General features: G+C 40.8%; 13 protein-coding genes. 8 read left to right on the top strand and 5 right to left on the bottom strand.

Annotation, left to right across the window (positions count from 1 at the left end; all coding sequences use genetic code 11):
- The first annotated feature begins 220 nt into the window (after positions 1–220).
- The 8 genes from I6F43_RS02465 to I6F43_RS02430 all read left to right on the top strand — a co-directional run bounded on the left by I6F43_RS02465 (position 221) and on the right by I6F43_RS02430 (position 5446).
- A complete protein-coding gene (locus tag I6F43_RS02465) occupies positions 221–568 on the top strand; it encodes a hypothetical protein (protein WP_024593237.1) in 348 nt (115 codons plus the stop codon).
- A gap of 129 nt (positions 569–697) precedes the next feature.
- Positions 698–1000, top strand: a complete 303-nt coding sequence (locus I6F43_RS02460; RefSeq protein ID WP_165721720.1) for a hypothetical protein — start codon at positions 698–700, stop codon at positions 998–1000.
- A gap of 115 nt (positions 1001–1115) precedes the next feature.
- The gene (locus I6F43_RS02455; RefSeq protein ID WP_165721719.1) at positions 1116–1433 is read left to right on the top strand and encodes a hypothetical protein; all 318 of its coding nucleotides are present in this window, start codon (positions 1116–1118) and stop codon (positions 1431–1433) included.
- 501 nt (positions 1434–1934) lie between these two features.
- The gene (locus I6F43_RS02450) at positions 1935–2231 is read left to right on the top strand and encodes a hypothetical protein (protein WP_197100839.1); all 297 of its coding nucleotides are present in this window, start codon (positions 1935–1937) and stop codon (positions 2229–2231) included.
- Positions 2232–2732: 501 nt separating this feature from the next.
- Positions 2733–4271: a glucan biosynthesis protein gene (locus tag I6F43_RS02445; RefSeq protein WP_024591956.1), complete on the top strand. Its 1539-nt coding sequence runs from the start codon at positions 2733–2735 to the stop codon at positions 4269–4271.
- Positions 4272–4494: 223 nt separating this feature from the next.
- The gene (locus I6F43_RS02440) at positions 4495–4857 is read left to right on the top strand and encodes a 2OG-Fe(II) oxygenase (RefSeq protein WP_101216351.1); all 363 of its coding nucleotides are present in this window, start codon (positions 4495–4497) and stop codon (positions 4855–4857) included.
- Positions 4851–5099 (top strand): DUF1272 domain-containing protein, encoded by a 249-nt coding sequence (locus tag I6F43_RS02435; protein WP_197100837.1) that lies wholly within the window; start codon positions 4851–4853, stop codon positions 5097–5099. The genes I6F43_RS02440 and I6F43_RS02435 overlap by 7 nt, the downstream gene beginning before the upstream one ends.
- 44 nt (positions 5100–5143) lie before the next feature.
- Positions 5144–5446, top strand: a complete 303-nt coding sequence (locus I6F43_RS02430; protein WP_033023834.1) for a hypothetical protein — start codon at positions 5144–5146, stop codon at positions 5444–5446.
- Positions 5447–5564: 118 nt separating this feature from the next.
- Here I6F43_RS02430 and I6F43_RS02425 read toward each other — a convergent pair whose 3' ends face one another.
- From I6F43_RS02425 to I6F43_RS02405, 5 genes are read right to left on the bottom strand one after another with little or no spacing between them, the layout of a single operon-like run.
- The gene (locus tag I6F43_RS02425; RefSeq protein WP_165721716.1) at positions 5565–6848 is read right to left on the bottom strand and encodes an allantoate amidohydrolase; all 1284 of its coding nucleotides are present in this window, start codon (positions 6846–6848) and stop codon (positions 5565–5567) included.
- Between the two features lie 14 nt (positions 6849–6862).
- The gene (locus tag I6F43_RS02420) at positions 6863–8092 is read right to left on the bottom strand and encodes a pyridoxal-phosphate-dependent aminotransferase family protein (RefSeq protein WP_165721715.1); all 1230 of its coding nucleotides are present in this window, start codon (positions 8090–8092) and stop codon (positions 6863–6865) included.
- 3 nt (positions 8093–8095) lie between these two features.
- Complete coding sequence (locus I6F43_RS02415; RefSeq protein ID WP_024593246.1) at positions 8096–8920, bottom strand: sulfite exporter TauE/SafE family protein; 825 nt, start codon at positions 8918–8920, stop codon at positions 8096–8098.
- Entirely contained in the window at positions 8908–10509 is a 1602-nt protein-coding gene (locus I6F43_RS02410; RefSeq protein WP_197100836.1) for a gamma-glutamyltransferase family protein, read from the bottom strand. The genes I6F43_RS02415 and I6F43_RS02410 overlap by 13 nt, the downstream gene beginning before the upstream one ends.
- The gene (locus tag I6F43_RS02405; RefSeq protein ID WP_197100835.1) at positions 10506–11711 is read right to left on the bottom strand and encodes an amidase family protein; all 1206 of its coding nucleotides are present in this window, start codon (positions 11709–11711) and stop codon (positions 10506–10508) included. Before I6F43_RS02405 ends, I6F43_RS02410 begins: the two co-directional genes overlap by 4 nt.
- Between the last annotated feature and the right edge of the window lie 314 nt (positions 11712–12025).

Below are 12025 nucleotides of genomic sequence, written 5' to 3'. Positions count from 1 at the left end.
AATATATTTTGCCCATCAGAGTAAAAAACACCCACACCAAATTTTCCAGTAATTCCTTCCAAAACGTCAATTAAAACAACACCAAACTCTTTTTATATTCCACGTAAAATACAGTAAAAGATTGAACCAAAATAGGAACTCAGCTATGGTTTGTTTATCAATAAAAACAAATAAAAAACGAGCCAATCTATAGGCCCGTTATAAACCATAAGGAAGTGTCATGAAAAAAATATTTGTCGGAGCAATAATTCTGGTTAGTTCTAGTGTATTCGCTAACCCATATAAAAGTGGGTTCGTTGATGTTTCAATTCAAACACAAGAAGGTAAAGAAACTTTTAAACTAGTTTGTCAGCCTAAAATCACTGTGGGGAAATTACCAAAAAACTGGGTTAGTTCTTGTAACGATATCGGCAAGAAACTTCTGGAGTTAGCTGTCGAAAACGGAGTGAAAGTCGATCCAGTTGACAAAGTATTTGGTATGGCTGGTGACTTTGCTCAAAAGGCTTCTAGTGATCTACCAGAAGATATTGTCCCCGCAGCAATTGTTAGCCGAGAATTTGGTAGTTAATGGTTTATAACAAGTAATAAACTAGGACAAATAACATTTTTCTGCGTCTCTATTTTAACTTACTATTATTTGGCTGTTAGAGCTATTCTACAGCCTCGTTATACGCTTCTAAAGCTCGGTGTAAATAAAATGTTTGATGATGCAATTAGACTTGCTACCAAATTACTTGAAAGCGATGATGATTACTTAAATATAGTTATGAATCTTTGTCAAATTGGAAATAAAAAGTATGGTCAATGCTGGAATACTGAGTTTCATGTATTTGGTGTAATTTCATCTGATACAGATCATTTACCTTTAATTCATGTTAGAGAAAGATGTTCCGCTGAGTTCTTAGTTAAATCAGATAAAGAGTTAGCTGAAATTGTAGAGTATTACCGATCTGATGTGGTGATAGCTTGTAATCTAATAGTGAGTAGTAAAAACGTATAACAAGTCGTAAAGCAGAACAAAAAAAATCTGGTTTTTACTGCTATGTCGCTTACTTTAGCAAATATATTTTGCCTATTTAAGGCAGTACTAGATATAAAAATACAAGGATGCATAATTGAATTATTTAAATTGGTTACAAAAAACATACCCAGAGCTAAATGAGATATCAAATGAAACTATTAACTCTCATATCGACAAAGCAAAGTCTGATACAGAGCTTTTTAGGGAATTCATTAAAGTACTAGGTAGCTTATTTTTTATTATCCCGTTCAACTTATACCTTTATATTTCGGGTATTCAGGAATCTAACAGCTCTTTATATTGGTTGTTGGTTGTGGCTTCAATTGCTGTTGGTGGTTTTATCGGGCTTTATTGCGAGCAAAAGGTCATTAAAAAACGTCTTAAAAAAATAATACAGTTAAAGGCGTTTTGAATGACTAATGATGAAGGGCAGTTAGGGTGACCTTATTCTAACCGTTACGGAAATTATCAATTATAGAATGGTAAACAACTTGGCTTTATTAAGCCTGATTCTCTTTAAAATAAAAAGCGGAATATTACGGTCAATAAATGCATGGGTAAATTGATTTTAAGTTGATAGGAACTCAGCTATGGTTTGTTTATCAATAAAAAATAAAAAACGAGTTAATCTACAGGCTAATTATACGTATCTCAGATTATGGAGAATCTTTTGAATCTTAAAATTAAAACATCTAAAGCCGACTATGACGCTTTTTACGCTCACACAGCATCCAAGGCGTTGAAATCCTATACATGGATACCCATGCTTAAAAATGTGTGTCTTTGGTTGGTGCTAACTTTTAGTTTTATGTCTTTCTTTCAGTTTCAGTCTGGCGGAATAGAAAATAAGTTGTTCTTTTCTGTTTTCACATTATCCATTTTATTTTTTATTTACGTCGCTCTCAGTAAATTTATGGAAGTGAAAATTGCACAATGTTTTACACCAAATGAAAATGGAATAATGATTGGTCCTAAAGAGTTTGAAATAAGCGCTGATGGTATAAAAGAAATCCACCAATATGGTTATAACTTTTATAACTGGGATGTTGTAGAGCATATCGAAGAAGTTAATGGTTCAATCTATGTATATGTTGATAAAGTACTTGCCATAATTTTCAACCCTGAGTCGTTGAAACCTGATAAATGTAAAGAAGATCTTTTAGCTACGATGAACAAACACGTAACAACACGCCCTGAGGTGGACGACTAGTCAAATTTAGCTATTAATTGCAAATTTTAAAAGTGGTGAGCCTCTTTGTTTTCAACACCTAAATGTAATCCTTATCGATTTAAATACCAGAGTTCTATATAGGCTTATCCTTCACTTATTACTGCTTATAATACGCTTTAGCCCAAATCAACTATGTAACTACAACGAATAGAAAAACCAGCCACTCTACAAATATTTGCCTTGGAATAGTGGGCAACTAAAACCTAAATATATCCATACCTCTTGACGGCTTCGTCCAATAAACAGCGCAATCTCCGTTTATTTTCACTTCAGCGATATCATTAAACGCGTGCAATTTCCCTTAAAACCAATTCCCGTAAAAACAAATTAATTATGGGAGGTCCTGTAGTCAAATAAGGATACTTTAGTAAACGCTAGTTCATATTACGTCACGTAATATCCATACAGAACTTTAAGTTAAACATACGTTCGTGCAGCGTTCCCATTTTTATTTGACTCAATTTATTGGACATTCTTTTTATGAAATTAAAGTTATTTATCGCAATTATTTTTAGCACTTCGATGTCGTCTTACGCGACAGAAGCTGTAGATCAAACGGAGTTTTCATTCGAAGATTTAAAAGCGCTGGCAAAAGCCTCAGCCGAAAAGCCCTATACGCCAACTAAGGTGCCAGCGCCGGAGTTAATCGATAAAATTACGTATGACGAACATTGGAAAATACGCTTTAAAGAAGATGAAACCTTATACCCAAGTGGAAAAAAGGCGCCCGTACAATTATTTTACCCTGGCCGATATTTTCCTGAGCCAGTAAGTATTTACATCCGAGATGATAAAAATCAGGTTCAAAATGTACCTTTTAGTAATGACGTTTTTGATATGCCTGATGACAGCCCAGCTCACGATCTCCCAGAGGGGTTTGGATTTGCAGGCTTTAGAATAATGCGCCCAGATATGAAACCAGATTGGATATCTTTTTTAGGTGCGTCTTATTTTCGTACCGACGGGCCAGAGGGGCAATATGGACTGTCAGCCCGAGGTATTGCAATTAATACGGGTATGAATCAGCCAGAAGAATTTCCGCGCTTTTCTGCATTTTGGATTGGCCCCGCAGAGAAAAAAGGTGAAAGTGTGTCTGTTTGGGCATTGCTTGAAGGGCCTTCTATCACTGGTGCTTATCGATTTGGTTTAAGCAAAGATAACAAAGAAGCTAAAGGCCATATTACCTCTGTAACGGCAAATTTGTATATGCGCGCCGATGTTGAACGCTTAGGTGTAGCACCGCTAACTAGTATGTATTGGTACTCACAAAAAGATAAAACAGAAGCTAAAGACTGGCGCCCTGAAATTCACGATAGCGATGGCTTAGCTATTCACACAGGATCGGGTCAATACGTTTGGCGCCCATTAAATAATCCTCAGTCGGTGTCGACCAATAGCTTTATTGATGAGAACCCAAAAGGGTTTGGTTTAATCCAAAGAGATCGTGACTTTAATAACTACCAAGACGACGGCGTATTTTACAATAAGCGTTCATCAGCGTGGATTAAACCTACTGACGATTGGGGCAAAGGCGCAGTACAGTTAATCGAAATTCCTACAAAAGATGAAACGTTTGACAACATTGTGGCCTATTGGGTGCCCGAAAAAGAGGCGCGCAAAGGTGATGAGTTTACCTTTTCTTATGATATTGAGTGGCGTCCACTCGATCCAAAATCAAAAAACCTTGCAAGCGTTGTAAATACTCGCCAAGGCTTAGGCGGAATTCCCGGCCAGCCAATTCCTGAAGGCGTTAACAAAATGGTGATTGATTTTGAAGGTCCAGTATTTAAAGGCTTAGATAACAAAAGTGGTATAAAGCCGATAGTTGAAGCCAGCAACGGTGAAATACTAGAACCTATTGGAGTTTATCCGGTAGTTGGTACAAACCAATGGCGATTAGCGTTTGACTACAAACAAGCTAACAACAATCCGGTGAACATACGCGCGTATTTAGTTGATAAAAATGATGAAGCTATAACTGAAACATGGGTAAGTGATGCAAAGGTAACGATTAAATAAGCATTAAAGTAAAACGGGTGGCTATATTTTGATTTGCTAGGTAATTATAGCCACCATAATGTCTTTTAAAACGCCAATCAAAACACCATTAAAACTCTCTTTTATATCCCACGTAAAATACAATAATCGATTGAATCAAAATATGAACTCGGCTATGGTTTGTTTATCAATAAAAATAAAAAACGAGTTAACCTGCAGCTTGTTAGCTGTTTCGAGGGATTGTATGTTTTTTTTGAGTAAATTATTTTGTTGGGAGCGAGGCCGACAAAAATCAGGCTACGATAAAATGTTGATTTGTGGTGCTACGTGGCCAATTAAATTTGATACATATTTGCTTAAATTCCCACAAGGAAGTGAAATAGCACCACACACAGACAAAGTTGAATCTGGTAAACACTATCGATTGAATATAGTGCTTAAAAAAGCAGATTTGGGTGGTGAGTTTATTTGCAGTGATCCGATATTTGAAACAAAGCGGGTTAAGCTATTCCGCCCTGATGTAAGTGAGCATCAGGTATCAAAAGTTATAAAAGGTAATAGATATTTACTCAGCATTGGGTGGATAAAAGGGAGCTCTAAATGCTAGATTTAAGACCTAATTGTGAATGTTGTGATAAGAATCTACCTGCACAGTCCACAGAGGCTTTTATTTGTTCATTTGAATGCACATTTTGTTCTGGCTGTGCCCAAACGCTGTTAAATAACGTGTGCCCAAACTGCTCAGGTAATTTGGTTCAGCGGCCAATTCGCCCTTTGGCTGCACTAAAAGATTACCCAGCATCGACTAAGCGGGTATTAAACGAAAGTGTTTGTGCGCCAAACACATAAGAACACAAAGTATAATAATTACATTTTCTGAATATGGAGATCTGATGAGAAAATCCTTTGAATTTACTATTAAGTCAATCAAAGTTAAAATAATTAACAATTGGTTTAGTGGTGCTAAATTATATGTGAATGGTGACTTACGAGATACTGACAAAACTTTGTTAGCTATTAGGAATAATACTTTACTATCTGCAAATTTAGGTGAGTTGGGTGTTCTAGAAATCAAGCCATTATCGGGTTTAATTACCGTTGAAATGGATGCATATTTGGTTAATGGTACAAACATTCAACATGTATATAGCTCACATAAACGCCTTAGCCTAAAAGAGCAAAGGGCAGTCCGATAAATCTACTTTAAATAACGAATATTCCTGCATTTAGTAACAACCTCCAAATGACTTTGAGGAGGTTTAAGCCCCTAAGCATACCAAGTTAATATACTTGGTTTACTCGATTACCTTAAAATCACTCACACTCTTTCACATAAAGTAAAAGCGCGCTGTACATTACACTGAGTGCCTTTGTTACATCGCTGTCGATAACTGCTTCTGCAGGGTGGTGGCTTATACCGCCAGGGCTGCGTATAAATAACATGCCAATGGGGCAAATAGGCGCGATTGCCATTGCATCATGCCCAGCGCCTGAAGCAAGTGAAGGCGATGCTTGGTTATTGAGTTTACATGCGCTTGAAAACAAATGCTGAATTTGAGTATCACACGCAACGGCATCGGCGGCATGAGTCCATTGCCAATCAAGCGTTAAATTGCGTTTGCTTGCTATAGATTGAGCGCTGCTTTGTATGGCGCTTAGTAAGTTAGCGAGATCGGTGTCGCTTTGTGCGCGTGCATCTAGGCTTATGGTTGTTTTGCCTGCAATCACGTTTGTAGCGCCGGGGCGCGACTGTATTTGCCCTACGGTGGCAACTTCGCCATTTTTAGCATTGTTTGCTAGTTTTTCGATTTCGGTTACTAATTCAGCGCAACCAGCTAGGGAATCCTGACGTAAATTCATAGGGGTTGTACCCGCATGACCACTTTGACCTGTTAGGGTAAGCATGGCGCGTTTTGCCCCTGCAATAGCCGTTACAACGCCTAACGCCTGATTAACCGATTCGAGTACTGGCCCTTGTTCAATATGAGTTTCCCAGTAACCTAGTAATTCGTTTTTGTTTAGTGCGGCCTTTGCATAGTCGTTAGGGTTTAAGCCAAAGTCGAGCATGGCTTGGCGCATAGTTATACCGCTTGTATCTTGTATATTTAGCCACTGTGGGTCAAACTCGTTAGCGAGTGCTTTTGAGCCAATTAAAGTTGTGGCAAAGCGAGTGCCTTCTTCATCGCAAAAGCCCACTACATCTAAATGAAAGGGCAGGTCGAGCTTTAGCTTATTTGCAAGCGCTGCAATCTCTATCCCCAGTAGTACACCTAAAATACCATCAAATGCACCTGCGTTTGGTACTGTGTCGAGGTGCGATCCTATAATTAAACGTTTAGCATGTGGGTTTGATGATTTAAGCCGCCCCCAAAGGTTGCCCACTTCGTCTTGCCACGATTGCATGCCTGCCTCAACCATCCACGATGCAGTAACGTCGTTACACTCTTTGTGCTCTTTTGATAAGTACACTCGGTGAATGCCGCCTTGCATTTGCGATAGTGCGCTGAGGGTTTTACAGCGAGATAAAGCGCGTGCTGCGTGGGTATTGGCACGTTCTTTACCTAATAAAGGGCTGTGTTGTGGGCTTACAATCGTCATGCTAAATCCTTTTTTTATTTATAGTGAGCAAGGGCTGCAATGGCGGCCTCGCCTTTAGGGCCTTTGTAACCGTTGGCATGTAGGCAAGCGTCTAAACTTGCCAATGTTTGTAGTACGGTGTCTTTTCGGGCGTTGTAGCCCATAGTGCCAATACGCCAAATTTTGCCATGAAGTGGTCCAAACGAGGTGCCAATTTCTATTCCAAAATCGGTTAGCATTTGTCCGCGTACGTGATCGGCATTAATGCCCTCGGGTATATACACTCCCAGTACGTTGTTCATTTTATGTGTTAAATCGCCAAATACATTTAAGCCGAGTGCTTGAATGCCCGTTAGCATGGCATCGCCATGTAATTTGTGGCGCGCTACGCAGTTATCCACGCCTTCTTCAATGACTATGCGGGCGCATTCTGAGGCGCAATACAGCATGCTAGTGGCTTCGGTATGATGATTTAGGCGCTCCTCTCCCCAGTAATTCATGATCATACCTAAATCAAAATAGTTAGAGCGCACAAAGGGTTCTGTGCCATCGGTATGGTCGGCCGTGCGAATGCCTGCTTCTACCTTTTTGCGTTTTTGGATCCAATCGGCGCATTTATCGCTTAGTGTTAATGGCGCTGACCCAGAAGGACCGCCTAAACATTTTTGTAGGCCAACCGAAAGTGCATCGAGTTTCCATTCATCGACAGGAAGTTCGTTACCCACAATAGATGCGGTAGCATCGCAATAAAATAGTACATCGTGCTTTTGGCAAATATCGCCAATATACTCAAGAGGTTGGTTCATGGTGGTGGATGTATCGCCTTGTACCATAGCAAGTACATGGGGTTTTACATCAACAATGGCTTCTTCGATTTGCTCTGGCGTAAACACTTCGCCCCACGGTACTTCTATTGTGTGCACCTTTGCGCCAACGCGTTCTGCTATTTCAGCAAGTAGGTGGCCAAAGCGCCCCATAATTGGCACTAGTACTTTATCGCCTGGGCGTAAAATTGAGCATAATACGGCTTCAATCCCTGCGCGCGATGTGCCATCTATTAGCATGGTCCATTCGTTTTTAGTTTTAAAAATTTCGCGGTAACGCGCCATGGTTTCGTTCATAAAACCGGTCATTACTGGGTCGTATTGACCTATAAGTTGCGCCGACATAGCACGTAAAACACGAGGATCTGCATTAATTGGGCCTGGTCCCATTAATAAACGCTGTGGTGGGTTTAAGGTTTGAACTTGCGTGTTATTAAACATATTTTAGGCTCCCAGAGTCTGAATGAGCATGCGAATGCCGGTTATCATTAAGACAACGGCAAAAGCGCGTTTTAGTTGTTTTTGATCCAGCTTGCTACCAATTTTTACGCCAATAGGTGCAAATAAAATAGTCAGCGGAATAATAAGAAAAAAGGCAGGGAGGTTAACTAACCCCCACGTACCTAGGGGAGCATCGGTTGGCGTTGTGCCAATACTTAATAAGGTAATAACACCTGGTAGCGCAATCAATAAACCAAAAACGGCCGCAGTACCTACTGCAACATGGGCGCGTACATTAAATGCGTTTAGCATAGGTACGCCAATAGTACCGCCGCCTATGCCAATCATTACTGACAAACCACCTACAATACTTGCCATAACGCCTTGACCAAATTTACCTGGCAGTTGTTTTACAAGCGCGGGTGCGCCGGCTCTAAATAACATGTTTAAACTGACTAAAATAGCAATGCAGGCAAACATGAGCACTAATGCGTTACCGCGAACGGTATGAGCAATAATACTACCGACTACCGCCATAACTAATATAAACGGTGCCCAGTATTTTATTAGCGCAAGGTCAATATTCCCTTTGCTATGATGCGAGCGAATAGATGAAAGCGAAGTAGGTACTATGGTTGCAAGTGATGTGGCGGTGGCTATCATCATTGCCGACTCTGGGCTTACGCCAAAACCTTGCAGTAAAAAATACAGCACAGGTACGATAACAATACCGCCGCCTACACCAAAAAGTCCTGCTAAAATTCCGGCAAAAATACCGGTTGCTATTAAGGCCGCTACTATTGGCCATTGGTTTATTATTTCTGACATTGTGTTCCTGCTGTAGTTACTGTTGCACGTCCATCTGAACGAGGATCTGTTGCAGCTTCAAGGCGTGTAGGTGTATCTAAAATAGCCCCAGCGTGCCCCATCATTTCGTTATTATTATCAACGCTTACCCAATCGTGGTCACGTTGATTTAATTCATGTTCTATATGAAAAACTAACCCTTTTTCAATTTTTAAATTTGTACTTGTATCGCCCCATGTGCGTCCAAGTAACCAACGAGGGTCGCTAATTGCTTGTTTTATAGATTTATTTCGCCACGCGTAGCCTGCAAAAACAGCGGCTTGAGTTTGTGGTTGCCCTTCACCGCCCATTGTTCCGTAAGCAAGTCGACGACCATCGCTAAACTTTGCCAGTGCTGGGTTAAGTGTATGAGCCGGCTTTTTATTTGGCGCAAGGGCATTATTATTGTTACTCGCAGCAATATCTTCATTGCTTAAACTAAAACTTAAACCTCGGTTATTCCACACAAAGCCGCCTTCGCTCATTAGTATTCCGCTGCCAAATTCCCAGTAAATACTTTGAATAAAGCTTACTAATTGCCCGTTTTTATCTCTTGCAGCCATCCACACTGTATCGCCAGGCTCTGCGTTAAATGGCCATTTTTTGGCTTTGGCCATATCAATATTGTTAGCAAGTTGGCTTAAGCGATCATCGGTTAGTGCGTTTTTATAATCGTCCCCTAATACTTCAGGATCAGCCCAAAGGGTAGGGCGATGGGTAAAGCTTTGCTTGGTTGCCTCTACAATTAAGTGTGTCCAGTCGGCATCGGTTTTAGCTAAATGCTTTAACTTATTTACGGCACCAATTATTTGCAGCGAATGCACGCCCTGTGTTGGCGCGGGTAAGTTGTAGCAGTCAATACCACTTAGGTTTGCATTTAGCGGGGTAACTACTTCGGCTTGGGTACTTGCAATATCATCTGTGGTAATCGAGCTGCCTGCTTTGGCTAAATCAGCGGCAAATGAGTTGGCAAGTGCACCTTCATAAAATGCGTTTAAACCCTGTTTTGCTAAGTGCTCAAATGTTGCTGCAAGTTTAGGGTTTTTAAAATGCTGACCTGCTTGCAAGGGTTTGCCATTGGGTATGTAGAGGTTTTTAAACGCGTCATTGGTATTGTTAGCAGCGGCTAGTTTTTCGCAGCCTGCCTGCAAGCTTTTTGTAACGGTAAAGCCCTCGCGAGCAAGTTTTATTGCGGGCGCTAAAATTTTTGAAAGTGGCAGTGCTGCGTGTTCATCAAGCTCAAGCGCTTTTTGCCAACCGCGTATTGTACCCGCTTGAGTCAGTGCGCTTAATCCGCCGCGCTCTGGTATTTGCGTGTGCGAGTTATAGGGTGTTGTATTAGTTGCTGCGCGGCCGCAGGCGTCAATAGCGGTGGGTGTTTTTTGATTGGGATTATCGATAAGCCAAAAGCTGTCGCCACCAATTGAGTTCATATGTGGATATACAACGCTAATAGCAGCTGCTGCGGCTACCATAGCCTCGGTAGCTGTACCGCCTTGTTTTAGTATATTTATACCCGCCTCAGTGGCCGAAAAGTGAGACGCGGTAAATGCAATGTTGTGTGTGGTCATGCCGGTGTGTCCTGTTTAAAGTGTGCAGCTAATTGTTGTACGCAAGCAAGTAGGCTTTTATCGTTACCGTGGGTCATCATTAATGAAAAACCATAAGGATGATCATTTGCTAAATCAGCCAGCGGTAAATGCACTTGCGCTGAGCCACTAAGGCCCGCAATTGCCGAAAGCGTAATAATTTGCATGCGTAAGGCGCTTGTGTCGGCGCCTAATTTAGGTGCGGTTGTGGGTGTGGTGGGTAAAAATAAGCAGCTGTGTTTGTTTAGGTTTTTAGCGACTATTGTTTGCCACTCGTGCTGTATTTTTAACGCCTCTTGTTCTTCTTGCTCGGTTAAAGCCAGTGCCATTTTAAAACGAGCCGCAATTGCTGGCGCAAAATGAGAAAGCTGATCTGGGAGTTCAAGCCAGTCTCGGTGCGTTTTAGCAATCGCACGACCTTGTAATATTCTAAAGGTATCGGCAAGCTCACTTAGTAAACCAACGTTGGGGAGCTTAAAATCGATATGATGATTAAAATAAGGTTTGGTTTTTTCTAAAAGGTTACCCAGTGGTGCTTGTAAAGAGGAGTCAACAAGTTCAAAGAGTGCTTCGCAAATAACCAGCGTATTTACTTTATTAATAGGTTGTTGTGGTAATAATACATCGCCAACGCTGCTTAATAGCTCGGCGCTTTGGGTAAGCCAACCTATAGTATCAAAAGGCGGTGCCAACGGTATTAGGCCGTCTTTTTCAATCACGTTATGGCTTGGCCTTATACCAAATAAACCACAATAGCTGGCGGGTATTCTAATTGAGCCGCCAGTGTCGGTGCCTAAGCCAATATCGGCTAAGTTAGCAGCAACGGATGCAGCAGACCCCATACTCGAACCACCGCAAGTATGCCCTTTTAATTTAGGGTTTTGTGCTGCACCATAATGAATGTTATTTCCCTCTAAGCTGTAAGCAAGCTCATCGGTATGGGTAAAGCCTGTAAAGCTACAACCCTCGTCCATTAACATATTTACGGCACTTGCTGTTTGCTGGGCCGGTTTTGCTGCTTTAAACCAGTGTGGGTTACCTGCGCTGTTGCGCTCACCTTTAACAGCAAATACATCTTTTATTGCAAGACGCTTATTAATAAGCGTGCCTTGGTAATGTGTTTGCCATGCCTTAGGACCATGGTCACAAAAAATACCGGTCGTATTATTATTTTTGCTACTCATATCACCACTCGTTATAAAAAATCTGACCAAGCAGTTCAGATTTAGAGTGATTAAAAAGACGGATTAATTTTTATTATTTTTCAGCTCACTGCGTAACATCTTGTTTTTATTTTACAGAGCCTAATCCGCTTTTTAATCGGTTAGCTTATTATATTGTTTAAAACCTAAGCAAGAGGAATGCCACAAATTAAAATCCTGTCCAATTGGTCAGGATTTGGCGAGTTGTATGAGGTTAGTAAATATGGGCTGTAAAAATAGTGGTATTAAAATGAGCTAAAACAAACCAATTTGGTGCGCAGGTGCACCAAATTGGT

Source organism: Pseudoalteromonas sp. NZS71_1, assembly GCF_015864305.1.
GTDB lineage: Bacteria > Pseudomonadota > Gammaproteobacteria > Enterobacterales > Alteromonadaceae > Pseudoalteromonas > Pseudoalteromonas arctica.
The sequence above is the reverse complement of the archived record's forward strand: the minus strand, read 5'-3'. Positions and strand labels throughout refer to the sequence as shown.